Origin of the sequence: Herbaspirillum sp. C7C2 (assembly GCF_022627865.1) — a bacterium.
GTDB classification, from domain to species: Bacteria; Pseudomonadota; Gammaproteobacteria; order Burkholderiales; family Burkholderiaceae_D; genus Herbaspirillum; species Herbaspirillum frisingense.
On record NZ_JABXGI010000023.1, the window covers coordinates 18,710 to 40,417 of the forward strand.

General features: G+C 64.6%; 17 protein-coding genes and 1 pseudogene. 9 read left to right on the forward strand and 9 right to left on the reverse strand.

What is annotated here, in order from left to right:
* Positions 1 to 4 precede the first annotated feature (4 nt).
* The 4 genes from HWE04_RS21035 (at position 5) to HWE04_RS21050 (ending at position 5,314) form a co-directional block, all read left to right on the forward strand.
* The gene (locus HWE04_RS21035) at positions 5 to 1,981 is read left to right on the forward strand and encodes a beta-galactosidase (RefSeq protein WP_241813614.1); all 1,977 of its coding nucleotides are present in this window, start codon (positions 5 to 7) and stop codon (positions 1,979 to 1,981) included.
* Between the two features lie 175 nt (positions 1,982 to 2,156).
* Positions 2,157 to 3,401 (forward strand): ABC transporter substrate-binding protein, encoded by a 1,245-nt coding sequence (locus tag HWE04_RS21040; protein WP_006464094.1) that lies wholly within the window; start codon positions 2,157 to 2,159, stop codon positions 3,399 to 3,401.
* 90 nt (positions 3,402 to 3,491) lie between these two features.
* The gene (locus tag HWE04_RS21045; protein ID WP_241813615.1) at positions 3,492 to 4,442 is read left to right on the forward strand and encodes a carbohydrate ABC transporter permease; all 951 of its coding nucleotides are present in this window, start codon (positions 3,492 to 3,494) and stop codon (positions 4,440 to 4,442) included.
* Positions 4,443 to 4,462: 20 nt separating this feature from the next.
* Positions 4,463 to 5,314, forward strand: a complete 852-nt coding sequence (locus tag HWE04_RS21050; protein ID WP_006464096.1) for a carbohydrate ABC transporter permease — start codon at positions 4,463 to 4,465, stop codon at positions 5,312 to 5,314.
* 11 nt (positions 5,315 to 5,325) lie between these two features.
* On the opposite strand, the gene HWE04_RS21055 is transcribed toward HWE04_RS21050, so the two are convergent.
* On the reverse strand, positions 5,326 to 6,174 hold the full coding sequence (locus tag HWE04_RS21055) for a hypothetical protein (protein ID WP_241813616.1): 849 nt from the start codon (positions 6,172 to 6,174) through the stop codon (positions 5,326 to 5,328).
* A 260-nt stretch (positions 6,175 to 6,434) separates the two neighbouring features.
* Here HWE04_RS21055 and HWE04_RS21060 point away from each other — a divergent pair, with 260 nt between their 5' ends.
* Positions 6,435 to 6,581: a hypothetical protein gene (locus HWE04_RS21060; protein ID WP_158243296.1), complete on the forward strand. Its 147-nt coding sequence runs from the start codon at positions 6,435 to 6,437 to the stop codon at positions 6,579 to 6,581.
* 59 nt (positions 6,582 to 6,640) lie between these two features.
* Here HWE04_RS21060 and HWE04_RS21065 read toward each other — a convergent pair whose 3' ends face one another.
* The 3 genes from HWE04_RS21065 to HWE04_RS21075 are packed head-to-tail and all read right to left on the reverse strand — an operon-like array spanning position 6,641 to position 12,365.
* Complete coding sequence (locus HWE04_RS21065; protein WP_241813617.1) at positions 6,641 to 8,113, reverse strand: efflux transporter outer membrane subunit; 1,473 nt, start codon at positions 8,111 to 8,113, stop codon at positions 6,641 to 6,643.
* Positions 8,113 to 11,256 carry an efflux RND transporter permease subunit gene (locus tag HWE04_RS21070; protein ID WP_241813618.1) on the reverse strand — a complete coding sequence of 1,048 codons (3,144 nt, stop codon included), beginning with the start codon at positions 11,254 to 11,256 and terminating at the stop codon, positions 8,113 to 8,115. The genes HWE04_RS21065 and HWE04_RS21070 overlap by 1 nt, the downstream gene beginning before the upstream one ends.
* Positions 11,253 to 12,365: an efflux RND transporter periplasmic adaptor subunit gene (locus HWE04_RS21075; RefSeq protein ID WP_446719245.1), complete on the reverse strand. Its 1,113-nt coding sequence runs from the start codon at positions 12,363 to 12,365 to the stop codon at positions 11,253 to 11,255. The genes HWE04_RS21070 and HWE04_RS21075 overlap by 4 nt, the downstream gene beginning before the upstream one ends.
* 185 nt (positions 12,366 to 12,550) lie before the next feature.
* Between HWE04_RS21075 and HWE04_RS21080 the strand changes: the two genes are divergently transcribed.
* Positions 12,551 to 13,261: a TetR/AcrR family transcriptional regulator gene (locus HWE04_RS21080; protein ID WP_241813619.1), complete on the forward strand. Its 711-nt coding sequence runs from the start codon at positions 12,551 to 12,553 to the stop codon at positions 13,259 to 13,261.
* Between the two features lie 49 nt (positions 13,262 to 13,310).
* On the opposite strand, the gene HWE04_RS21085 is transcribed toward HWE04_RS21080, so the two are convergent.
* From HWE04_RS21085 to HWE04_RS21095, 3 genes and pseudogenes are all read right to left on the reverse strand, one after another.
* On the reverse strand, positions 13,311 to 14,492 hold the full coding sequence (locus tag HWE04_RS21085; protein WP_241813620.1) for an acetate/propionate family kinase: 1,182 nt from the start codon (positions 14,490 to 14,492) through the stop codon (positions 13,311 to 13,313).
* Positions 14,489 to 15,406, reverse strand: a pseudogene (locus HWE04_RS21090) (bifunctional enoyl-CoA hydratase/phosphate acetyltransferase); the annotation flags it as partial. The pseudogene HWE04_RS21090 and the gene HWE04_RS21085, both read right to left, overlap by 4 nt.
* Positions 15,407 to 15,627: 221 nt before the next feature.
* Positions 15,628 to 17,640, reverse strand: a complete 2,013-nt coding sequence (locus tag HWE04_RS21095; RefSeq protein ID WP_241813622.1) for a putative bifunctional diguanylate cyclase/phosphodiesterase — start codon at positions 17,638 to 17,640, stop codon at positions 15,628 to 15,630.
* A gap of 205 nt (positions 17,641 to 17,845) precedes the next feature.
* On the opposite strand from HWE04_RS21095, the gene HWE04_RS21100 reads away from it, so the two are divergent.
* On the forward strand, positions 17,846 to 18,040 hold the full coding sequence (locus HWE04_RS21100) for a hypothetical protein (protein WP_006464110.1): 195 nt from the start codon (positions 17,846 to 17,848) through the stop codon (positions 18,038 to 18,040).
* 147 nt (positions 18,041 to 18,187) lie between these two features.
* Complete coding sequence (locus HWE04_RS21105) at positions 18,188 to 19,348, forward strand: GGDEF domain-containing protein (RefSeq protein WP_241813623.1); 1,161 nt, start codon at positions 18,188 to 18,190, stop codon at positions 19,346 to 19,348.
* An 84-nt stretch (positions 19,349 to 19,432) separates the two neighbouring features.
* On the opposite strand, the gene HWE04_RS21110 is transcribed toward HWE04_RS21105, so the two are convergent.
* Entirely contained in the window at positions 19,433 to 20,707 is a 1,275-nt protein-coding gene (locus HWE04_RS21110) for an NAD(P)/FAD-dependent oxidoreductase (RefSeq protein WP_006464112.1), read from the reverse strand.
* 102 nt (positions 20,708 to 20,809) lie between these two features.
* Positions 20,810 to 21,064 carry a hypothetical protein gene (locus HWE04_RS21115; protein ID WP_139347101.1) on the reverse strand — a complete coding sequence of 85 codons (255 nt, stop codon included), beginning with the start codon at positions 21,062 to 21,064 and terminating at the stop codon, positions 20,810 to 20,812.
* Here HWE04_RS21115 and HWE04_RS21120 point away from each other — a divergent pair.
* On the forward strand, positions 21,042 to 21,707 hold the full coding sequence (locus HWE04_RS21120) for a haloacid dehalogenase type II (RefSeq protein WP_077235860.1): 666 nt from the start codon (positions 21,042 to 21,044) through the stop codon (positions 21,705 to 21,707). The genes HWE04_RS21115 and HWE04_RS21120 overlap by 23 nt on opposite strands.
* The last annotated feature ends 1 nt before the right edge of the window (position 21,708 follow it).

The following is a 21,708-nucleotide window of genomic DNA, read 5'->3' on the forward strand; positions in this document are numbered from 1 at the left end:
GACCATGTCGTTACGATTGGGAGTCTGTTACTACCCTGAACATTGGCCCGAGGCCATGTGGGAAAGCGATGCGCAACGCATGCAGGCGCTGGGCATCAAGCAGGTGCGCATCGGCGAATTCGCCTGGAGCCGCATCGAACCGTCGCCGGGCGACCTGCGCTGGGACTGGCTGGATCGCGCCATCGACGTGCTGGCCCGGCATGGTCTGGAGGTGGTGATGTGCACCCCGACTGCGACGCCCCCCAAGTGGCTCATCGACCGTCATGACGATGTGCTGGCAGTCGATGCCCAGGGTCGCGAGCGCGCCTTCGGTTCGCGTCGTCACTATGATTTCTCGTCCGACTCCTATTACGAAGAATCACAACGCATCGTGCGCCTGCTGGGCGAGCGTTATGGCCAGCACCCGGCCGTGACCGCCTGGCAACTGGACAACGAATACGGCTGCCACCAGACCGTGGTCAGCTATTCACCGTCGGCGCAGCGCCGCTTCCGCCAGTGGCTGCGCCAGCGCTATGGCAGCATCGACGCGCTCAACAGCGCCTGGGGTACGGTGTTCTGGAGCATGGAGTATCGCAGCTTCGATGAGATCGATGCGCCCATCGGCACGGTGACCGAAGCCCATCCTTCGCATCGCCTGGACTACCGCCGCTTCGCCTCCGACGAGGTGGTGCGCTACAACCGCATGCAGGTCGAGATTTTGCGTCCGCTCTCGCCGGGTCGCTTGATGGTGCACAACTTCATGCAGATGTTCCTGGAGTTCGATCACTATCCGGTCGCGGCTGACCTGGACGTGGCCACCTGGGATAGCTATCCGCTGGGCGCGCTGGAGGTGATGTGGTTCGACCAGGACACCAAGGCGCGCTGGCTGCGCACCGGCCATCCGGATTTCGCCAGCTTCAACCATGACCTCTATCGTGGCATGTCCGCCCAGCCCTTCTGGGTGATGGAGCAGCAGCCGGGGCCGGTGAACTGGGCACATTGGAACCCGCATCCGCTGCCGGGCATGGTGCGCCTATGGAGCTGGGAAGCCTTCGCCCACGGTGCCGGCTGTGTCTCCTACTTCCGCTGGCGCCAGTGCCCGTTCGCGCAGGAACAGATGCATGCCGGCCTGAACCGTCCCGACAATCGCCTCGACGTGGGCGGCTCGGAAGCCGAGCGCGTGGCGCAGGAAATCCTCGCGGTCGAAGCCAGCCATGGTGCGCTGGCACAGCCACGCGGCAAGGTGGCGCTACTGTTCGACTACGACGCCAAGTGGCTCTTCGAGATCCATTTCCAGGGTATCGACTTCGAATACGCGCACTTCGCCTTCGACTATTACGCCACCCTGCGTGCGCTGGGGCTGGATGTGGACATCGTGCCGCTGCACGCGAACCTCGATGGCTACGCCATGATCGTGGTACCGCCGCTGCCCATCGTGCCGGACGACCTGCCGGGCCGCATCGCGAAAAGCGGCGCGCAGGTGGTGTTCGGCCCGCGTAGCGGTTCCAAGACCGGCTCGCTGCAGATTCCTGACACGCTGCCGCCGGGACCGCTGCAAGAGTTGCTGCCGATGCGCGTCTGGCGTGTGGAATCGATGCGTCCCAACGTCATCGAGCCGGTGCAATGGGGTAGCGAACAAGGACAGGGACGCTACTGGCGCGACCTGATCGAAGCCGATGGCGATGGTCTGCAGACCATCGCCCGCTTCGGGGATGGCCATCCCGCCATCGTGCGCAAGGAACGGGCCCATTATCTGGCCGGCATCTTCGATGCCGACCTGACCACGCGCTATTTCGAAGAGGTCGCACGCGCCGCCGGGTTGACACCTCAGCGTCTGCCGGAAGGCCTGCGCCTGCAGCAGCGCGGCGGCCTGCAATTCGCGTTCAACTACAGCGATGCGCCGATACAGCTGCCGCAGGCCGATAACGCGCAATTCCTGGTGGGACAGGCCCGCCTGGAACCGCAGGGCGTGGCGATCTATCGCAGCAGCAAACCCGATTAGGCAGGACGCCGGCCTCACTCTGGAAGAACGCACGGCAGCCGCGGCTGCCGCGCACAAGCAGGCAAGAGACCTGCGCAAGATGGGCAAAGAACCTGGCAGAACTGAAAAGAAACTGCGCAGGTCGGTCACAGCATCGACAACGCAGCTGTTTTGAAACCAACATTCGGAGACGACAATGAACAAGATGATTCGCATGACCGTGATCGCCGGCTGCCTGGCCGCATCCGCCTGGAGCAGCGCCGCCATGGCCGGCACGCTGGCCGTCAACATCGCCTACAAGGGGGCGGTCCAGCGCGCGGTATGGCAATCGACGATGGATGAATTCAAGAAGGCCAACCCGGACGTGGACATCAAGGCTTCCTTCATCGAGGAAGAGGCCTACAAGGTGCAATTGCCGGGCTGGCTGTCGACCCAGGCGCCGGACATCATCAACTGGCACAACGGCGAGCGCATGGCCTTCTACGCCAGCCGCGGCCTGCTGGAAGACCTGAGCGAAGACTGGAAGAAGAACGGCTGGGACAGCACCTATGCTTCCACCAAGGAAGCGTCTTCCTGGCAGGGCAAGCAGTATTCGGCACCGACCGTGTACTACTCCTGGGGCATGTTCTACCGCAAGGACCTGTTCAAGAAGGTCGGCATCGCCAGCGAACCCAAGACCTGGGATGAATTCCTGGAGGCCTGCAAGAAACTCAAGGCCGCCGGCATCGCCCCGGTCGCCGTCGGTGGTCGCGACGCCTGGACCCTGGCCGGCTGGTTCGATTACCTCGACCTGCGCATCAACGGCAATGCCTTCCACCAGCAGCTGATGGCCGGCGACGTGGCCTACACCGACCCTCGGGTGAAAAAGGTCTATACCGCCTGGAAGAGCCTGATCGACAACAAGGTCTTCATCGACAACGCTCTGTCCTACGACCTGGACGGTGCCCAGCCCTTCCTGTTCCAGGGCAAGGCCGCCATGATGCTCATGGGCACCTTCATCGCCAAGGGCTTCCCGGCCAAGCTGGCACCGGAGATGGGTTACTTCCAGTTCCCCATCATCGATGCGGCCGTGCCGACGGCCGAGGAAGGTCCGACCGAATCCATCCACATCCCGGCCAAGGCACGCAACAAGGCCGATGCGCACCGCTTCATCGCCTTCGTGGGAACACCCGCCATCAGCGCCAAGCTGGCCGAGGGCCTGGGATCGCTGCCGGCCAACAGCAAGTCGCCGGCACCGAGCGACCCGATCTCGCGCATCGGCTTCGAGATCCTGTCCAATGCCAAGGGCGGCATCTCGCAGTTCTATGATCGCGACATGACCAAGGAAATGGCCGATGAAGGCATGAAGGGCATGCAGAAGTTCGTCAGCGATCCGAACAAGCTCGATGACGTCCTCAACGATCTGGAACAGGCCCGCAAGCGCATCTACAAGAAGTCCTGATCGCCAGCAGGACAAGTAGTGACTCACCCGGGCCATTCCGGTCGCCGACGGCGGCGGGAATGGCCGGCAGAAATTGAAGGAGACCCTGCCATGCTCGCGCCCACTTCCGCCGCGCAGCCGCCTGCGACCGATGCAACGGCCACATCTGCCACATCTGCGGTATCAGCCACCCCGGCCAGCAGCCCGCAGCGCAGCGCCGCCCGTCGCAACCGTGCCGCCTTCTGGTTCCTGGCGCCGGCCTGCGTGATGACGCTGGTCTATGTGCTCTATCCGATCCTGTACACCATCTATCTCAGCTTCTTCAGCTGGGATGGCATGACCGATCCCAGGTTCGTCGGCCTGGCCAACTACGTCGAACTGTTCCACGCGCCGACCTTCTACACGGCGCTCAAGAACAATGTGCTATGGCTGCTGATGTTCCTGCTGGCGCCGCCCATGGGCCTGGCCATCGCGCTCTACCTGAACCAGAAGATGCGTGGCATGCGCGTGGTGAAGTCGCTGTTCTTCGCGCCCTTCGTGCTCTCGGGGGTGGTGGTGGGACTGATCTACAGCTGGTTCTATGATCCCAGCTTCGGCCTGCTGTCACTGATCCTGGGCCGAGGCGTACCGGTGCTGGGTGACGCCCGCTACGCCACCTTCGGCATCATCTTCGCGGCGCTGTGGCCGCAGACTGCCTATTGCATGATCCTCTATCTCACCGGGCTGACGGCACTGAACCACGACCAGGTAGAAGCGGCGCGCATGGAAGGCGCCAGGGGCTGGAGCATGCTGCGCTACGTGATCCTGCCGCAGCTGCGCTCGACCACTTTCATGGCCTTCGTGGTCAGCATCATCGGCGCGTTGCGCAGCTTCGACCTGATCTCGGTGATGACCAGCGGCGGACCTTACGAGAGTTCGACCGTGCTGGCCTACTACGCCTACGACCAGGCCATCAAGTATTACCGCCAGGGTTACTCGGCCGCGGTGGCAGTGACGCTGTTCGCCATCATGCTGGTCTACATCATCTACCAACTGCGCCGCATGCTGCGCGCCGAACGCTAACGAAGAAAAGAGGGATCGCCATGTTTCCCATGCCGATAGAAAAATGGAAGCCGTTCAATCGGGCGCTGTACCGTATCTCGGTGCCGGTGGCCCTGCTGATCTGGCTGCTGCCGATGCTGACCGCGCTGGTGACCTCGGTGCGCTCCAACGATGAACTGATGGCCGGCAACTACTGGGGCTGGCCGCAGGACTTCGCCATGCTGGAGAACTACCGCGAAGCGCTGACCGCCTCGCCCATGCTGCATTACTTCTGGAACAGCTGCCTGATCACCATTCCTTCGGTGATCGGCGCGATCTCGCTGGCGGCGATGGCCGGCTTCGCACTGTCTACCTACCAGTTCCGGGGCAATACGGTGCTCTTCGCCACCTTCGTGGCCTGCAACTTCGTGCCGCAGCAGATCCTGATGATCCCGGTACGGGACCTGTCGCTGTCGCTGGGCCTGTTCAACACCATCACCGGGATGATGCTGTTCCACATCGCCATGCAGACCGGCTTCTGCACGCTGTTCCTGCGCAATTTCATCAAGCAGCTGCCCTTCGAGATGATCGAGGCGGCACGCATCGAAGGCGCCAGCGAGTGGACCGTGTTCTACCGCATCGTGCTGCCGCTGATCCGGCCCGCGCTGGCGGCCCTGGCGGTGCTGGTCTTCACCTTCGTCTGGAACGATTACTTCTGGGCGCTGGTGCTGACCCAGGGGGACGATGTGGCGCCCATCACAGTGGGCGTGGCGGCCCTGCGCGGACAGTGGACCACCGCCTGGAACCTGGTCTCGGCCGGTTCCATCCTGGCGGCGTTGCCCTCGGTGATCCTGTTCTTCGTGATGCAGAAGCAGTTCGTGGCTGGCCTCACCTTCGGGGCCAGCAAGGGCTGAGCCCGCTGCGCCTATTGGGCGGCAGCAGGCGTGGCGGCCACCTCGGGTGGCCCGCTCTTGGGCGGTGGCGGCGGCACGTCGGTGTGGATCATCAATACCGTGCACTGTCGTGCCACCATGCCATTCTTGGCCAGTTGCGGTCCCTTGCCGTTATAGATCTTGGCATTGCCCATGAAGACGCCATCGATCTTGAAGGTCCAGGTGTTGGCGGGATTCTCGAAGCGGTAACCCATGCCATCCAGGCTCAGCGATTCGCCCATGATGGTGCCGGACATCACCTCCTCTGCAATCTTGGTACGGCGCTTGAGGCTCACACGGTTACCATCGACCTCGGCGATGAAATTTGCCTGGAACGGCTTGGAATCCTTGTTGAAGCGGTTGGCATCGCAGGACATGACGGCACGCCAGCGGCCATCAGGCGGGGTCGGATCGGGACTGGCCGTACCGCCCGCAACGCCAGCCGAAGGCAGGACGCCGAGACGGCTGCCCAGCGTCACCGTAACCGAGTCAGGATAATCGAAACCGGCACCGCTGCTGCGATCGACCACATAGCCGATCGGACCACCCAGCAGCAGGTTTCCCCACACATTGGTGTTGGCGCGCGAGACCACGTTCTGCTGACCGCTCACACCGTCCTTGGCGCATTCCACCAGCAAATCACCCGTGCTCTTCTTGATGGCCACGCTGCCAGGGGTCTTGACGTACCACTTGCCGACGTCGTTGCTCAGCGTGCAGCTGGCACCCGAGATGATCTGGCTGCCCTGGTTGGCAATGACTGAAATGGGTTGCGTCTGCGTGCCCGTGATGGAGGCACAACCACCCAGCAGCAGTGCTGCAAGGCATACCAGCATTCTCGACATGGATTCCCCGATTCTCTTCTGTCCGCTCGCGCGGATTTCATTGTTGTTGTGGTTCGTGGCGGCGATAACGCTACCCCTGAAGACCTACCACCACGCGAGAATATAGCTGAGCGGTTTGCCGGTTGACTGACGAATAACTGACAGCGGAGAAAAATTATTTCAACTGAAATGCGGGCGTCGCTTTTTGACATCCGGGCATGACCGGACCGGTGCAAGATGACTCCATCGACACAGCAATCCGCCACCACAAGGAGCCCATCATGCACACCACCACCCTGCGCCTGGCCGTCTTCATCGGTACGATGAGCATCGCGTTCGAAGCCCACGCCGGTCGCGGCGGGGCGATGCTGATGAAGGACCTGACCCGGCTGTTCAGCCACCTGTTCCAGCAGTACGTGGGCGGTTGAGGAGAGAAGGGGATAGGGAAGGGAGGGGAGCGCCCGCTGGGTGCTACCCTCCTGTCCGTTCAGGGCTTGGCCGCCGCCTGCTGGGGCGGTACTTCGATGCCCACGCCCATGGCCTGGAACAGGGTGGCGGTATCGCTCATGCGGCTGGCCGTGGCACGCACTTCGCCCAGCCTGGCATTGAGATACTGGCGCTCGCCTGCGCGTGCGGCACTGGCCGGGTAGGCGCCCAGCTGGGCGCGTCGCTGGGCATTGCGCCAGCCCTGCTCGCTGGCCGCGCGCGCCGCCGTGGAGGCTTGCAGGGCATCAGCATCCTGGGTCAGCGCCACCAGGCTATCGGCCACGTTCTGGAAGGCATTCAACACGGTCTGGCGATAATTGGCCTCGGCCGCGAGATAGGCCTCCTTGGAAGCGTCGCGCCGGGCGCTGAGAGCGCCGCCGTGGAACAGCGGCTGCGTCAACGAAGCCCCCAGTCCCCACACCGCACCCGCCCCGCTGGTCGCCTTGGCCCAGGAAAAACCGGACTGGCCGAAGGAGGCGCTGATGGACAGGCTGGGGAACATCTCGGCCGTGGCCAGCGCCTGTTCGGCGGCAGCCACCTTCAATGCGGCGTCGGCGGCCAGGATATCGGGCCGCTGGCGCAGCAGTTCCGAAGGCAAGGTCATCGGCACTTCGCCGGGGAGTTGCAGACGGGTGATATCCAGATCGGCAGGCGCAGCGTCCGGGGTGCGTCCCATCAGCACCGCCAGCGCATGGCGCGAGGCCTGCCACTGCGCTTTCATGGCGGGCAGGCTGGCGCGCAGCGACTGCGCGCTGGCCTGCGCCGACAACAACTCATCCTGTGACACCGCACCCAGCGCCAGCCGGCGCTGCATCTCCTCGACATCGGCATCGGCCAGCGCCACCAGGCGTTCGGTATGCATCACCTGCGCGTGCAGGGAAGCCGCATTGATGGCCGTGATCACTACATTGGCCGCCACCGAGCGGCGTGCCGCGTCGAACTGGTAGGACTGCGCATCCACCTGGGCTGCAGCCGCCGAGTTGGCGAAGCGCTCCACGCCAAACAGGTCGAAGGTGTAGCTGGCGCGGATCTGGCCGGCGAAGACGTTGTACAGGTTGGTGGTCGGCCCCAGATTGGGCAGCCCCAGGGCGCGCTGGCGCTGGGCCTGGCCGACCGCATCGATGGTGGGCCACAGCGATTCATCGATCTGGGCGCGCAACTGCAGGCGGGCGGCGGCCAGATTGCGATCGGCCTGGGCCAGCGAATGGTTGCTACGCAGGGCCTCTTCCACCCATGCGGAGAGTTCCGGCGAACCATAGGCACGCCACCACTGCGGTACGGCGCGCTGGCCGAGCACGAATTTCTGACGCGCCTCCTGCGGCCCCAGGGTGGCGGGTGTGGCATCGACGGCGTAGTGGGCCGGCTGGGGCGAGGCCGGTGCCTCGCCGGTCGGACCCAGGGCGCAACCGGAGACCAGCAGCGCTGCGGCCAGCGCCAGGGTGCGCGGGGCGGGGGAAAAACGGACGGCGCTCATCAGTGGCTCCCTTGCGCGGCGTTGTCGCGATGATGGGTTTCATCCGGCTTGACCCGGTAGCACAGCGCATACAGGGCCGGCAGGTAGAACAGGGTCAGGATGGTGGCGATGGTGATGCCGCCCATCAGGGCGGTGGCCATCGGGCCGAAGAAGTTGCTGCGCAATAGCGGGATCAGCGCCAGCACGGCAGCGGCCGCAGTCAGCGTAATCGGGCGGAAGCGACGCACGGTGGCACCAACGATGGCGTCGAAGCGGCCACGGCCGGCAGCGATGTCCTGCTCGATCTGGTCCACCAGGATCACCGAGTTGCGCATGATGATGCCCAGCATGGCGATGGTCCCCAACATGGCGACGAAGCCGAAGGGCTGGCCGAACAGCAGCAACGCGCCGACCACACCGATCAGACCCAGCGGGGCGGTCATCACCACCATCAGGGTACGGCCGAAGCTTTGCAGCTGCACCATGAGCAACAGCAGTACGGCGATGAACATCAGCGGCATCTGTGCCGAGATCGAGGACTGCGCCTTGGCGTTTTCTTCCACCGGGCCGCCGACGTCGATACGGTAGCCCACCGGCAGCTCGGCGCGCAGCGCGTCGAGCTTCTGGTTGACATCGTTGGTCACGTCGATGCCCTGCACGCCCGCTCGCACATCGGCCAGCACGGTGATGGTGGGCTGGCGGTTGCGTTCCCAGATGACGCCGTATTCCAGCGTGTTGTGGAACTTGCCCAGGGTCGCCAGCGGCACCGGGCCGTTAGGGGTGGGCATGGACAGCGTGGCCAGGCGCGAGGGGTCGACGCGTTCGCTGCGCGGGGCGCGCAGATCGACGCTGATGAGCTTGTCGCGCTCGCGGTACTGGGTGATGGTATAGCCCGACAGTTGCATGGCCAGGAAGTTGGAAATCTGCTGGCTGCTCAGGCCCAGCTCACCGGCGCGTTTCTGGTCGATCTCGAAGGAGACCGAACGCTGCGCCGGTTCATCCCAGTCGAACTGGATGTTGGTGGCACGGGTCTCCTTGCGCATTTCGGCGGCAACCTGTTCGGCGATGGCGCGCACCTTGGGAATCTGCTCGCCACTGATGCGGAACTGTACCGGGAAGCCGACCGGCGGACCGTTTTCCAGGCGCGTCATGCGGGTACGCACACCGCTGAACTGCTTGCGCAGCGGCTCTTCCAGCGCCTTTGCCAGGGCTTCCCGATCTTCCACAGACTTGGCGGTGACCACGAACTGGGCAAAGTTGGGGCTGGCCAGTTGCTGGTCCAGCGGCAGGTAGAAGCGCGGTGCACCGACACCGACGAAGCTGATGTAGTGATCGATCTGCGGCCGGTCCTTGAGCAGGGCTTCCATGCGGATGGCTTCGCGCTGGGTGGCCTCGAAGGAGGCGCGCTCGGGCAGGTGCATGTCGATCAGCAGTTCGGGCCGGTCGGAGCTGGGGAAGAACTGTTGCGGCACCAGCGCGAAGGCGGCCAGCGAACCGATGAAGAGCAGGGTGGTGGCGATCACCACGCGGCCTCGGAAGGCCACGCACCAGGACACCGAGCGCCGCAGCAGGGTGTAGATGCGGGTCTGGTAGATGGGGTGATCGTGGTCTTCCTCGTCATGGCCGGCATGTGGATTGGCGGCGATCTGTTCATCAGTGAGCGCGCCCGGCTTTTCCTTGAGCATGTGGTAGCCCAGCAGCGGGATCAGCACCACTGCCGCCAGCCACGACAGCAGCAGCGCGATGGCCGAGACTTCGAAGATGGATCGGGTGTATTCGCCGGTCCCGGACTTGGCCAGGGCGATCGGCAGGAAGCCGGCCACCGTCACCAGGGTACCGGTGAGCATCGGGAAGGCGGTGCTGGTGTAGGCGAAGGCGGCGGCGCGGCGGCGGTTCCAGCCCTGCTCCAGCTTCACCGCCATCATCTCGACGGCGATGATGGCGTCATCCACCAGCAGGCCCAATGCCAGCACCAGGGTGCCCAGCGAGACCTTGTGCAGGCCGATGTCGAACATGTACATGAACAGCGAAGTCACTGCCAGCACGATGGGAATCGAGATCACCACCACCATACCGGTACGGATGCCCAGCGAGACCAGGCTCACCACCAGCACGATGGCGACAGCCTCGGCCACGGCTTCGAGGAAATCGTCGACCGATTTTTCCACGGCGTGCGGCATGCTGGAGACCGCCGTCAGGGTCAGGCCGGCCGGCAGGCGCTTGCGCAATTCTTCGGTACGCGCATCCAGGGCCTTGCCCAGGCGGATGACGTCGCCACCGGGCTGCATGGTCACGCCGATGCCCAGCACCGGCTGGCCGTTGGCGCGCATTTCCTGTTCCTGGGGTTCGTCGTAGCCACGGTGGATGGTGGCGATGTCGCCCAGCCGGAAATTGCGGTTGTTGAGGTGGATGACCTTGTCTTCCAGTGCCCGCAGGTTGTCGAACTGGCCGGTAGGACGCACATAGACGCGGTCGTTGCCGGTGGTGATCAGGCCGCCCGGCACCACGGCGTTCTGGCCGCCGATGGCATCGGCCAGTTGCTGCGGGCTGATGCCCAGGCGCGTCATGCGGGCGTTGCCGATGTCGATGTAGATGTGTTCCTGGCGCTCGCCGAAGTAATCGATCTTGGCCACGCCCGGCACATGCAGTAGTTCACCGCGCAACTGGTCTGCATAGTCGCGCAGTTGTGCGGGCGTGAAGCCGTCGCCGGCCAGTGCATAGATGTTGGTGTAGACGTCGCCGAATTCGTCATTGAAGTAAGGTCCCTTGACGCCTTGCGGCAGGGTGGCGGCGACGTCGCCGACCTTCTTGCGCACCTGGTACCAGGTCTGCGGCACCTGCGAAGCGGGTGCGGTGTCCTTGATGGTGAAGAACAGCTGCGACTGGCCGGCACGGGAATAGCTGCGCAGGAAGTCCACATCCGGCGTTTCCTGCAGCTTGCGGGCGATGCGGTCGGTAATCTGCTCCTGGACCTGGCGCGCGGTGGCACCGGGCCAGTCGGTCTGGATCACCATGACCTTGAAGGTGAAGGGCGGGTCTTCGGACTGCGAGAGCCGGTTGTAGGAGCCTATGCCCAGCAGCGTCACCAGCGCCAGGATGAAGGTCACCAGCGCCTGGTGCTGCAGCGTCCAGGCGGAGAGATTGAAACGGCCGGGCGCGCTCATAGGGCGAAGTCCTCGGCGTGCAGCGGGGCGACCGGCTTGACCTTCTCGCCAGCAGTCAGGGTATGGACGCCCTGCACCACCACCTTGTCAGCCGCGGCCACGCCCTGCGACAGAGAAATGCTGCGCTCGCCATAGGCCGATACGGTCACCGGGCGAAGTTCCAGCTTGCCTTCGGCGCCGACGATCCAGACCGCCGGCTTGCCGCCTTGATGGAACAGCGCAGTCGCCGGCAGCAGCAATACCTTGGCCTGGCCGGAGGGAACGTCGGGCGTGATCACGACATCCCCGGTCATGCCCAGGCGCACGCTGGCGTCGGGTTGTTCCAGGGTGACCTTGACGCGATAGGTACGGCTCTGCAGGTCGGCGGCGGGACTGACTTCGCGCACCTTGCCCTTGAAGGTCTTGCCCGGCAACGCGGCCAGGGTGACGGTAGCGGGCTGGCCAGGTTGCAGGCCGGCCAGCTGGCGGTCGGCGACATCGGTCACCACATCCACGGCGCCCGACCAGGCCAGCGAATAGACCGGCTGGCCGGGGTTGAGCACGTCACCGGTATTGGCCTGTTCGGCACTGATGACGCCGTCATGCTGGGCCACCAGGGTGGTGTAGTCGCGCTGGTTGCCGGCCACCGAGGCACGCGCCTGGGCCGCCTGGAACTGCGCCAGTGCAGCGGCGCGCGCATCCTGGCTCTGTTCCAGTTGCTGGGCGCTGATCAGCTGTTCGCGGGCCTGGGCGGTATCGCGCTGCAACTGTTTCTCGGCGGCGTCCAGGTGCTGGCGTGCCGAGGCCAGTTCGGCGCGGGCGGAGGCGGCATTCTGATCGGCATCCGACGGGTCCAGGCGCGCCAGCACCTGGCCCTTGCGCACCACGTCGCCCAGGTGCACGCGGCGCTCCACCAGCTGGCCGGCGACACGGAAGGACATCGAGGTCACATAGCGCGACTGCACCTCGGCCGGGAGATGCAAAGGCTGTCCGCCATCCCGTTCCTGCGGCTGCAGGATCACCACTTCGCGCGGGGCGTCGGCCACCGGCGCCGGCTTGCTGCAGGCCGACAGGGTCAGTACCAGGGCCGCCGCGGCCAGGCCGAGCGGTACGCGCCGGGGTAGAGACAGATGCAGGGGAAGGACACGGGGACGCGGATCGGGCTTCACAGCTTTCCTTTCAGGAAGGTAGGGTCGGATCGCCGGGCGCTCCGCATCCTCGAGGGTGGTCTTTACAAAAGTTCAGCGATTCTAATGCAGATATGAATTCAGATGCAATCCTGTATTTGAATACAACAGTGTTAGAATCCTGCCCCATGACACGCGAACCAAGCCCACCACGCCAACGACTGAGCCGCGAACAAAGTCGCGAGCAGACCCGCGCAAGGCTGCTGGAGGCGGCGCACGCGGTCTTCATGCAAAAGGGATATGCGCTTACCAGCGTGGAGGATATCAGCACGGCGGCGGGCTACTCGCGGGGCGCGTTCTATTCCAACTTCGACGACAAGACGGAGCTGTTCTTCGAGTTGCTCCGGCGGGAAGGCGAGAGCATCGACCGTGGCTTCCAGCGACTGCTCGATGGCGCAGTGACCGATCCCGATGCCCTGCGCGACGCACTGGCCGAGCAGTATTCGGCGCTCTATCGCGACGACAAGTGCAGCCTGCTGTGGATGGAGGCGCGCATCGTGGCCCTGCGCGACGAGAAGTTCCGCCTGCAGCTCGATGTCTACCTGGAAGAGCGTTACCGCCAGATCACCTGTTTTGTGCAGGCCTATTGCGACCTGACCGGGGTCACCCCCGCCGCACCGGCGCGCGAGATCGCCATCGGCCTGATGGCGCTGTGCGAGGGCGTCAGCTTCTCCTACCGCTGCGTGCCGCACATCGTGGACGGCAAGACCGCCGAGTCGGTACTTGCGTGGTTCATGAAGGCCTCCGTGGCGGTGACCGCCACCACGGCCGCTCCATCGGCTGTCGCTGCAAAGAAGCCGCCCCGTCCCCGCAAGAAAGCAGCAGCGGCCAGCGACTAGCGCGCCGTCGCTGCCGTCGCCATTGACTCCGCGCCTTGCGCGAACACCCTCATCGCTCCTTCCCCATCAGCAATCTGGCCGCGTCGTCGGCAATGACCTGTTCCTCATTGGTCGGGATCACCAGCACCCGCAGGCGGCTGGCCTGGCTGCTGATGCATTCCAGATGCTGCTCATTGGCAGCCGGGTCCAGCCTGATGCCCAGCCAGCCAAGCCGGCGACAGATGGCGGTGCGCATGCGGGCGTCATGCTCGCCGATGCCGGCGGTGAAGACCAGTGCATCCATGCCGCCCAGGGTGGTGGCCAGCCGTGCCGCCTCGCCGGCGCAGCGCAGCGCGAACAGCTCCAATGCTTCACGGGCCGGGATGGCCTGGCTCTGCTGCAGCGTGCGCACATCGGCGCTCACGCCGGATACCCCCAGCAGGCCGCTCTGGTGATACAGCAGGTCTTCCAGCGCGGCCGGGGTCATCCCCTGCTGCAACAGGTACAGCAACACGCCGGGATCAAGCGCACCGCAACGCGTGCCCATGGGGACGCCTTCCAGCGTGGAGAAACCGGTGCTGGCATCGACACTGCGACCGTTCTGGAGCGCACACAGACTGGCGCCATTGCCCAGGTGCGCGACCACCACGTTGCCGTGTGCCTCGGGCAGGCCGCGCCGACGCAGCTCATCGGCGATATAGCTGTAGGAAATACCGTGGAAGCCGTAACGCAGCACACCTTCGTCATGCAGCTTGCGTGGCAGGGCAAAGCGGCGCGCCAGCGCATCCTGGGTGGCGTGGAAGGCAGTGTCGAAGGTGGCGGTCTGCGGCAACCCGGGACGCAAACGCTCGATGGCGCGGATCAGCCGCAGGTTCTGGGGCTGATGCAAGGAAGCCAGCGGCGCCAGGGCTTCCAGCGCGGCTTCGATGGCGGGGTCCAGCAGCACCGGGCGCGACAGGTGCAGGCCACCATGCACCACGCGGTGCCCGACCGCGCACAGGGCGCCCTGCTCATGGCCGACTTCCAGCTGGTGTAGCACTTCTTCGAGCACCTTGTCCATCGACGCTACCGGGTCGGCCTTGATCTCGATGGCCGAACGGACGCCATCGATCTCCAGGCGCAATTGCAGCGGCGTCAGGTGCAGGTCCAGTTGCCCCTGCCCGATCCTGGTGGCGCGGGCGTCATCCAGGCGAAACACGCCCAGCTTGATCGAAGACGAGCCTGCATTGAAGGTGAGCAGCCAGCGGTTCATGCGTCCTCCTGAGGGGATACCTGCACGGCGGCCCGTGCCGCCACCAGCCGGGCCAGCGCGGACGACGCCAGGCGCACCCGCAGGCTGTCGGCGCGACTGGTGAGAATCACGGGCACGCGTGCGCCCAGCACCAGGCCTGCGGCATCGGCTTGCGCCAGGTAGATCAGTTGCTTGGCCAGCATGTTGCCGGCCTCCAGGTCCGGCACCAGCAGGATGTCCACACTGCCGGCCACCGGTGAGGCTATCCCCTTGATGGTGGCGGCCTCCAGGCTGATGGCATTGTCAAAGGCCAGCGGGCCATCCACCAGCGCGCCAGTGATCTGGTGGCGCGTCGCCATCACCGTCAGCGCGGCGGCATCCAGTGTGGAGGGCATGGCCGGGTTGACGGTCTCCACCGCCGCCAGCACCGCCACATGGGGACGCGGCACACCCATCACGTGCAGCAGGTCGATGGCGTTCTGGCAGATGTCGCGCTTGTGCGCCAGCGTGGGCGCGATGTTGATGGCGGCGTCGGTGATGACCAGCGGTTTGGAATAGGTGGGGATGGCCATCGCGTACACGTGGCTGATGCGACGTTCGGTACGCAGGCCGGAGCCGGCGACGACGACCGCGCCCAGCAATTCATCGCTGTGCAGACTGCCCTTCATCAAGGCGCCCACTCTGCCCTGCACGGCCAGCTCGACGGCGCGGGCAGCGGCCGCATGGCTGTGCTCGACTGCTTCGATTGGCAAACCCTGCAGCGACAGGCCGGCCTGCTCGGCGATGCGACGTATCCTGGCTTCGGGGCCGACCAGCACTGGCTCGAGCAGGCCTTCGTCGCGCGCTTCCAGCGCCCCTTGCAAGGCCTCGACCGAACAGGGATGGACCACGGCGACCCGCATGGGCCGGGCACCGAGGGCGTCGCGGATGAGTTGGTCGTAGCGCTGCGCAGGCGAGGCCTGGGCGGGTGGGAACATGGCATTCTCCGGGAGGCGATGACGAGACACTGGGCATGCTTGTTGTGTCGCAGCATATCCGCCCCGGGGTGGGAGCGGCGCCCTGATCGGACAAAGCTTGATCTGCTTCAAGTTTGTCAGCGCCGCGTCATCACGGCGCATGGAGCCACAGGGGGATTGGGGATTGGGGGATTCGGCGCCTACACCTGCGCCAGGGCACTGACCATGCGGCGCGCCTGGTCCGCCGGCATCGGGCGGGAGAAATAGAAACCCTGCATGGCATGGCACTGCAGGGCTTGCAGGGTGCGCAGGTCGTCCTCGCTCTCGACGCCCTCGGCCACCACCTGGAATCCGAAAGACCCCGACAACTGCAGCACCGCGGCCACCAGCGCCTGGTTTTCGGTCTGATCGGTCAGGCCGGTGACGAAGCTGCGGTCGATCTTCACGCGCGATACGCGCATCTGGCGCAGGAAGCCCAGCGAGGAATAACCCACGCCAAAGTCATCGATGGCGATGCTCACGCCCTGCATCGCCAGCGCCACCAGGCTCTGGCTGGCGGCCTGCAGGTCCAGGGCGGTTTCTTCGGTGATCTCGATTTCCAGCATCCGGGCCGGCAGCTGGCGCGACTTCAGCATCTCCGTCACCAGTTCATCGACACTGATGCGCTCCATCTCGCGTGGCGAAATGTTCATCGATACCCGCAGGTCCGGGCGGCCGCTGGCCTGCAGGAAGGCGATCATGGCCCCGGTCTCGCCGATGATGAAGCGCAGCAACTCCTCCGACAGGCCGGCCAGTGCGGCGATCTCGATCAGGTCGGGCGGCGCGATGGCGCCGTGGCGCGGATGACGCCAGCGCAGCAGGGCTTCGAAGCCATCCAGGGTGCGGCCATCATGCTGGATGATGGGCTGGAACCAGACCTCCAGCTGGCGCCGCGCCAGGGCATCGGCCAGGTCGCGCTCCACATCGCGCTTCATCTGCAGGTGTGCGTTGAGGTCGTCGTTGAACACATGGAACTGGTTGCGGCCACGGCGCTTGGCCTCGTACATGGCGGCATCGGAGCAGACCAGCATCTCGTTGATGTCATCGCTGCGGGTGATGGTGATGCCCAGGCTCAGGCCGATGTGCCGGTGCGCCAGACGGGCGAAGGGCTGGCGGATGGCGGCGATGAGCCGCCGGGCCAGCTGTTCCGGCGGTTCAGCCTGCGGCACCAGCGGGTACAGGATCACGAACTCGTCGCCCCCCAGGCGTGCCAGCGTGGCGGTCTCGGGCACGCTGGCCTGCAGCCGCCGTGCCACCTCGACCAGCACCTGGTCGCCGGCATCGTGGCCGTAGGCATCGTTGATCACCTTGAAGCCATCCAGGTCGAGGAACATCATGCACAAGGCATGCTCCTGCCGCGCCACCATGCGCGGCGCCACTTCCATGAAACCGGCGCGTCCCAGCAGTCCGGTCAGCAGGTCATGCTCGGCCTGATATTGCATCTTCTGTGCGAAGCGGTGCAGGTCCTGGTGGGCCACTTCCAGCGCCTGCTTGGCGGTGGTGGCCTCGTTCTTCAGCGCGCTGGCGTGCGAGACCAGGCCCTCGCTGACCTTGGAACCCCGGATCAGCGCGGCCAGGTAGAGCAGCACCGCTGCGGCCAGTGCCATGCGGGTGGCGCTGGTCTCGATAGTGGCCAGGCAGAAGATGATGGACAGCAACGGCGGCGTGATGAAGCAGATCGGAATGCGAGCAAATGCGAAGCCGTGGGTCACCGCGCCGGCCGTGATGCCGCATACGCAGGTGAGATAGAAAAGAGTCTCGGGCGTGGTATAGCCTGCGCACAGCAGCGGGACGCCGGCCCACACGATGCCCGACATCAGGGCCAGGGTGCAGTGCAGTCGGAGGTTGAGTTCGGTGACGCGATCGCCATCGCCGACAGTGCGCGCAGCCAGGAAAGGCAGCGCCGCTGCCAGACGCTCCACCGGGATCCGGCAGGCCAGGATGCGCAACACATTGACCAGCCCCGAGCAGGCCAGCCAGATCAGGGCGATGGAGAGCTTGCCCGAGCGCCAGGCCACGAAGGTCGAGATCACACCCAGCAGCATGTTGACCGGCATGGACAGCAGCACGGTCTGGCGCAGCGCCATCAGCTGATCGGAACGGATCAGTTGCCGCAGGGACACGGCATGGGCCGGGTCAGTGTAAGAGGCTTGCGAGTTCTGCTGGTGTGACATGGTGTTCCTGTTGCGTCCTGGAATTGCCGCCTGACAAGGCTGGTCCGGCATGACCACCGGATGGGAAGCATAGTACGCGAGCCGGACCGTATTATCCAAGCGACAAGAAGAATTCTCATCAAAACCTGCCCCGGTTGCGTTGCATCAACGAGGCATTTGCCCAAAACGGACAAGCTGGCCCTTCCGCAACCCCGAGGAAAACAAAATGAGCCACACGAGCACAGACAATGGAAACTGGTTATCGGCCGAGCAGGCCGTGTTGCCGGACGGTACCGAACGCGAAAACCTGCCGCTGGTGAAGAAGAAGCTGCCGCTGTTCTCGCCCCAGCAGATCCCGGGCGGTGACGAACTGCCGCCCCCCTCCCCGACGGCAACCGGGCCATCGACCGAGCCGGCCTGACCGGCGCCGGGGACGGGCCGCCATGGAGGTGACACGGCCAGGATGCGGGACGACGGCTACAATAGCGGCTGTTCCTGCCCTTCCCACCGTTTGCACCGTTTGCACCGCTCGCATCGTTCGTACTGCTTGCCGGTGCCGTATCACCCCATGGCTCTCGATCCCTCCACCCTGCTCATCCTCACCATCGCCCTGGCGGCGGCCGCTGCGCTCTACCTGGCGGTGGAATGGGGCGTAGTGCGCGAACGCTCGCTCCTGCTCTGGAGCAGCGGCTTCGCCATCATCGCCCTCGGTTCCTTCCTGGCATTGCTGCGCTCGCGCGGCTACCTGCTCATCGGCATCTGGTTCGCCAATGGCATGCTGATCGCCGCACACGCCTGCTTCCTGGCCGGCGTGGCGTGGTTTACCCGCACCCGGCTCTCGCACCGCTGGTGGCTCCTGGCACTGCTGTGGCTGGTGATGTTGTGCCTGCCTGCGCAACCCTGGTGGTCACGGGTGATGCTGGGCGTGCAGTCATTGATGATCGCCGCCGTCACGCTGCGCGCCAGTCACCTGTTGCGACCGCATGGCGCATCGCTCAGCGTGGGCGCGGTGCAATTGCGTTATGTACTGCTGGCGCATGGTCTGTTCTACGTCGCCAAGGCGATCGTCGCCATCGTACCAGGCACCCTGCTGGACCTGGCGGCCTTTGGCGGCGCGGTGATCCGGATATCGCTGATCGAAGGCGCGATGGCGATCATGCTGATCGCGCTGTCGATGACCGGCACCGAGCGGTACCGTCGCGAACAGCACATCGGCCAGTTGGCGGCCCGCGACCCCCTGACCGGCCTGCTCAACCGCCGCGCCCTCAAGACCAGCGCCCCCGCGCTGCTGGCGCAGGCCAGCGTGCAGCATCCCGGCGCAGTGCTGCTGATCGACATCGACAACTTCAAGCAGGTCAACGACCTGCACGGCCATGCTGCCGGTGACCAGCTGCTCGAAGCCTTGAGCATGCTGCTGCACGAGGTTTTGCCGGAGGCTGCACTGGTGGCGCGCCTGGGCGGGGATGAATTTGTGATCCTGCTGCAGGATGCCAGCACCGATCAGGTCACCCATCTGGGGGAAAGCCTGCGACAAGGCTTCGCTCACGTCGCCGGCAAGAGCTTCCCCACACCCGACCCCGTCAGCCTGAGCGTGGGTGGCAGCGTCTTCGAGACCCCGCCGGCCGACCTGGAAAGCCTGCTGGCGCATACCGACGTGGCACTGTACGACGCCAAGCGGGCCGGCCGCGATCGGGTCGTGGTGGGGCTGGTCGGAACGCCAGAGGTCTAGGCCTGCATTGGCCGGCTGCAAGCGCTGGTGCAGGCGCTTGACCACCGCGCAGCACATCCTGTCCGGCCGCCGCCCCGCTCGCGCTCATCGCAGCCGGTCTTTGAGCCGATACCACGCCCCCACGAAGGGCAGGAACCAAGGCTTACCGAAGTGGCCGGGAATGGCTGGCCAGGCAAAATCCTTCCAGGGATTGAGATCGACATGCCCCTCCATGATCTCCGCCATCATCGTTCCCATCAGCGTCGCCATGTGAGTGCCATGACCGCTGTAGCCCATGGAATAGAACACGCCTTCGCGCTGGCCGGCACGCGGTAGCCTGTCGGCGGTCATGTCGACCATCCCGCCCCAGCAATAGTCGATACGCGTCCCGGCGAGTCCGGGAAAGACGGTGAGCATCTGCTGGCGCAGGATATCGCCACTGCGCGCATCGGAACGCGGATTGGAGGCGGCAAAGCGCGCACGGCCACCAAATAGCAGGCGCTTGTCCGGCGTGACGCGGAAATAATTCACGAAGTTCTTGGTGTCGGTATACATGCGGCGCGTGGGCACCAGTCCATCCAGCAACGACAGCGGGAGTGGTTCGGTGACGATCAAGAACGCGCCGACAGGTACGATGCGACGGCGGACCCAACCGAACGGACCGATTTGCGAGATACCGCTGGCCAGCAACACCTGCCGGGCACGTAAAGGACCACGCGCGGTGCGCACGAGATAGCTGCCGGATTGCCGTTGAAGACCAAGCACCGGCGTGTGTTCGAGATACACGGCACCATGGCGCTGTGCCGCATGTGCCAGGCCGCGTACATAGCGCCCCACATGCATGCCAGCGCTTTTTTCGAGAAGCAGCCCGCCGTGGTAGCAATCGCTACCCAACTCGTCACGCAGTTGTGCAGGGGTCAACAGCCGGGTCTGCGGATCGACGCTGGCGGCCAGCAATTCCTGGCTGCGCGCCAGCTTGTCGTAATGCTCTGGCTTGGCGGCCAGCTTGAGCTTGCCGTGACGGGCGAAGTCGCAATCGATGGACTCCTGCCTGACAAGCCTTTCGACCGTATCGACGCCGGCATCGAAGGCTCGATAAATCCGGTCGGCCAGTTCGCTGCCCAGGCGCTGCGATAGTGCCGCGTAGTCCTGGGCGAAGCCGTTGTTGCACATGCCGCCATTGCGCCCGGAGGCAGCGCCGCCGACGATGTCGGCGTCGCACACCACCACCTGAGCTCCCTTGCGTGAAAGCGCCAGCGCTGCGGACGATCCGGTGATGCCGCCACCAACCACCAGCACGTCACAGCCGCCCTCGGGCAGTGCATCGGTCTGGCTCATGAAGGGCGGCGATGTGTCCAGCCAGTACGACTTCAGTTGCATCATGGGCTCCCACCAATATCGATCAGGACGAGGGAACAGGACCGTGACCCTCCCTCGGAAAAGATTATGGAACCGCAGTTTGCCACTGGGATTAATGTAAATTTAATTCTTCATTAAATCTGCATTAAGGCCGGTACAGGCAAGAAAGCCGGTTGCCAGGCCAAGAGGTGCAGCGCGTCTGGCACCCGGCCCGAACGCATGGCCCCGATCCAAGGAAAATGCCGGAAAGCCCAGGATTAAAAGTAGAAGCTGCTCCGATCGCCCGGCAATAAGAGATTTTTCTCTTGGCCGGGCGGCCATACTTTCTCCATCGACCACGAAGGAGATTGATCCAATGATTTTCAAGCCGAAGTTCATCAGTTTCGATTGCTACGGAACACTCATCAATTTTGAAATGGGCCCCACGGCCAGATCGCTGTTCTCCGATCGTGTCAGCGAGCAACGCATGCCGGGCTTTCTGGAAAGCTTCCGTTTCTATCGCCTGGACGAAGTGCTAGGTGCCTGGAAGCCCTTCTTCGATGTCGTGGAAAACGCCATCCAGCGCGCCTGCCACGCGCACGACGTGGAATATCGCACCAGCGATGCGCAGTCGCTCTACGCGGCCGTTCCCACCTGGCAGCCGCATCCGCACGTGGTCGAAACACTGGAGAAGATCGCACCGCATATCCCGCTGGTGATCTTGTCCAATTCGATGACCGACCTGATCCCGCACAGCGTGGCACATCTGAAAGCCCCCTTCCATGCGGTCTACACCGCAGAGGAAGCACAGGCCTACAAGCCACGCGGCCAGGCGTTTGAATACATGTTTGATCAACTCGGCTGCGGACCGGAAGAGATGGTGCATTGCTCCTCCAGCTTCCGCTACGACCTGATGACGGCCGCCGACCTGGGCTTCATGGCCAAGGCCTTCATCGACCGCAACCATGAACCCGGCTTCGATGGCTATGGCGTCAATCGCCTGACCGACTTTCGTCAGCTTGCTGGGCTGGTCGGTCTTTGAT

What these genes read in the sequence shown, in the direction of transcription:
- HWE04_RS21035 (WP_241813614.1), top strand. Translation starts at nt 5, where the DNA reads ATGTCGTTACGATTGGGAGTCTGTTACTACCCTGAACATTGGCCCGAG.
- HWE04_RS21040 (WP_006464094.1), top strand. Translation starts at nt 2,157, where the DNA reads ATGAACAAGATGATTCGCATGACCGTGATCGCCGGCTGCCTGGCCGCA.
- HWE04_RS21045 (WP_241813615.1), top strand. Translation starts at nt 3,492, where the DNA reads ATGCTCGCGCCCACTTCCGCCGCGCAGCCGCCTGCGACCGATGCAACG.
- HWE04_RS21050 (WP_006464096.1), top strand. Translation starts at nt 4,463, where the DNA reads ATGTTTCCCATGCCGATAGAAAAATGGAAGCCGTTCAATCGGGCGCTG.
- HWE04_RS21055 (WP_241813616.1), bottom strand. Translation starts at nt 6,174, where the DNA reads ATGTCGAGAATGCTGGTATGCCTTGCAGCACTGCTGCTGGGTGGTTGT.
- HWE04_RS21060 (WP_158243296.1), top strand. Translation starts at nt 6,435, where the DNA reads ATGCACACCACCACCCTGCGCCTGGCCGTCTTCATCGGTACGATGAGC.
- HWE04_RS21065 (WP_241813617.1), bottom strand. Translation starts at nt 8,113, where the DNA reads ATGAGCGCCGTCCGTTTTTCCCCCGCCCCGCGCACCCTGGCGCTGGCC.
- HWE04_RS21070 (WP_241813618.1), bottom strand. Translation starts at nt 11,256, where the DNA reads ATGAGCGCGCCCGGCCGTTTCAATCTCTCCGCCTGGACGCTGCAGCAC.
- HWE04_RS21080 (WP_241813619.1), top strand. Translation starts at nt 12,551, where the DNA reads ATGACACGCGAACCAAGCCCACCACGCCAACGACTGAGCCGCGAACAA.
- HWE04_RS21085 (WP_241813620.1), bottom strand. Translation starts at nt 14,492, where the DNA reads ATGAACCGCTGGCTGCTCACCTTCAATGCAGGCTCGTCTTCGATCAAG.
- HWE04_RS21095 (WP_241813622.1), bottom strand. Translation starts at nt 17,640, where the DNA reads ATGTCACACCAGCAGAACTCGCAAGCCTCTTACACTGACCCGGCCCAT.
- HWE04_RS21100 (WP_006464110.1), top strand. Translation starts at nt 17,846, where the DNA reads ATGAGCCACACGAGCACAGACAATGGAAACTGGTTATCGGCCGAGCAG.
- HWE04_RS21105 (WP_241813623.1), top strand. Translation starts at nt 18,188, where the DNA reads ATGGCTCTCGATCCCTCCACCCTGCTCATCCTCACCATCGCCCTGGCG.
- HWE04_RS21110 (WP_006464112.1), bottom strand. Translation starts at nt 20,707, where the DNA reads ATGCAACTGAAGTCGTACTGGCTGGACACATCGCCGCCCTTCATGAGC.
- HWE04_RS21120 (WP_077235860.1), top strand. Translation starts at nt 21,042, where the DNA reads ATGATTTTCAAGCCGAAGTTCATCAGTTTCGATTGCTACGGAACACTC.
- HWE04_RS21115 (WP_139347101.1), bottom strand. Translation starts at nt 21,064, where the DNA reads ATGAACTTCGGCTTGAAAATCATTGGATCAATCTCCTTCGTGGTCGAT.